At 72.4% G+C, this 2033-nt stretch carries 2 protein-coding genes; both read left to right on the top strand.

The window, feature by feature from the left end:
• Nucleotides 1-120 precede the first annotated feature (120 nt).
• Nucleotides 121-1482 (top strand): ABC transporter ATP-binding protein, encoded by a 1362-nt coding sequence (locus tag F3J18_RS36980; protein WP_345892551.1) that lies wholly within the window; start codon nucleotides 121-123, stop codon nucleotides 1480-1482.
• Nucleotides 1479-2033: ATP-binding cassette domain-containing protein (locus F3J18_RS36975; RefSeq protein WP_166917114.1), on the top strand; the 555-nt coding region annotated here is incomplete at its 3' end. The genes F3J18_RS36980 and F3J18_RS36975, both read left to right, overlap by 4 nt.

Below are 2033 nucleotides of genomic sequence, written 5' to 3'. Positions count from 1 at the left end.
CCAGCAGCACGATCAGCCAGTGAAAGGCGATCGCGGGACGGTTGTAGCGCGGCTGGGTCGCGAGGATGTTCTTCATCGGGGCTCCGGCGGGCGGATCGTATCGGGGGCGGCGCCTGGCTGGTGGCGGTGCTGGCGATCGTGTTCGGCGTCGAGCTCGGCTACGCGCTGCAGCTAGGCGACGGCGAGGGCGGGCAGCGGCTCGTCAGCATCGGCGTTTGGCAATTCGATGCGGGCTCGGCGCCGGGCTGGGTGATCGCGATCGCGTTGGCGCTGGCCGCGACGGCGCTGGGCCGGCTCGGGCGACGCCGGCTTGTCGGCGGCGTGGCCGCGGCGGCGAAGCAGGGCACGAGGGCTGCTGCGATGAACGATCGGGCCATGCGCCATCCGGCGATGAGCAGCTTGGCCGCGAGTCATCCGGTGGTGAGCAGCCTGACGACGAGCGGCTTTGCCGTGAACGACCCGGCCGCGAGCAGATCGACCGAGGACAAACTGGTCGTGAGCAAGCCAGCCGCGATCGACCCGTCTGCGATCGACCCAACTGCAATCGACTCAACTGCAATCGACTCAACTGCAATCGACTCAACTGCAATCGACTCAACTGCGATCGACCCAACTGAGAGCAACCCAGCCTCGCGCAGCAGCCCAGCCACGGGCAAGCCAGTCGCGAGCATTCCCCCAAAGCCGCCCGCCGCCCTCGAACTGCGCGGCATCGCGAAGCGTTTCGGCGCGACGCGGGTGCTGCACGACGTCGACCTGCGCATCGAGGCCGGCGAGCGCCACGCGCTGATCGGCCCGAACGGCGCCGGCAAGTCGACGCTGTTCGAGCTGATCGCGGGCGGCAGCCGGCCCACGCGCGGCTCGATCCGCCTGCATGGGCGGGAGATCGCCGGCCGCGCGCCTTACGCGATCGCGCGGCGTGGACTGGCGCGCGGTTTCCAGCAGACCAGCGTGTTCGAGCGCCTGTCGGTGCTCGACAACCTGCGCTGCGCGGCCATGCACGCGCCCGCGCAAGGCCGCGAACCATTGCGCTGGTGTCGCGATCCCGCCGCGCTCGACGGCGCCGCGCGGCGGACCCTCGAGGCGATCGGCCTGGGCACGCGCGGCGAGCTGCCGGCCGGCGAACTCGACTATGCCGAGCAGCGCGCGCTCGATCTCGGCATCGCCCTGGCCGGCGGCGCCTCGGTGTTCCTGTTCGACGAGCCGACCGCCGGCATGAGCCGCGAGCAGGCGCGCGCCACGCTGGCGCTGATCCGCGCGGCCACGGCCGGCTGCACGGTGCTGATGATCGAGCACGACATCGACGCCGTGTTCGGTTTCGCGGACCGCATCTCGGTGCTGGTGCGCGGCGAGCGGATCGCCACCGGCACGCCGGCCGAGATTCGCGCGAACGCGGCGGTGCGCGCGGCCTACCTTGGCACCGACGAAAGCATGGACGATCTCGACAACCGCGGTGATCGCGTCGGCGCGGGAGATCGGCCATGACCGCGCCCCTGCTCGAACTGCAGGGCGTGAGCGCGGCCTATGGCGCCTTGCCCGTGCTCGACGGCGTCGATCTCAGGCTCGGCCGCGGCGAGGTGCTGGCGCTGCTGGGCCGCAACGGCTCGGGCCGCTCGACGCTGGCCAGGGCGGTGATGGGCATGATCGCGTCGAGTGGTTCGATCCGCATCGACGGCGAGGAAATGGCGGGGCGGCCGACCTTCGAGATCGCGCGCCGCGGCGTCGGTTACGTGGCCGAGCGGCGCGACGTGTTCGGGCTGCTGAGCGTCGAGGACAACCTGCGGCTGGGCTGGCGCGAAGGCCCGCGCGCGGCGCGCGAGCGGGCCTTCGACGAAGTGAGGACGCTGTTCCCGGCGCTGGCCGAGCGCTGGCGCGCCAAGGCGGCCGTGCTGTCGGGCGGCGAGCAGCAGATGCTGGCGCTGGCGCGCGCGATGGTGGGCGCGCCGCGCTTGATGATCGTCGACGAGCCCACCGAGGGGCTGGCGCCGCAGGTCGCGCGCGTGGTGGGCGCGGCGCTCTCGCGGCTGGGCGAGGCC

The organism is Burkholderia sp. Ax-1720, assembly GCF_011753035.1.
Taxonomy (GTDB): Bacteria; Pseudomonadota; Gammaproteobacteria; order Burkholderiales; family Burkholderiaceae; genus Burkholderia; species Burkholderia gladioli.
Note: the sequence above shows the minus strand (reverse complement) of the source record. Positions and strands in the feature narration are given on the sequence as shown.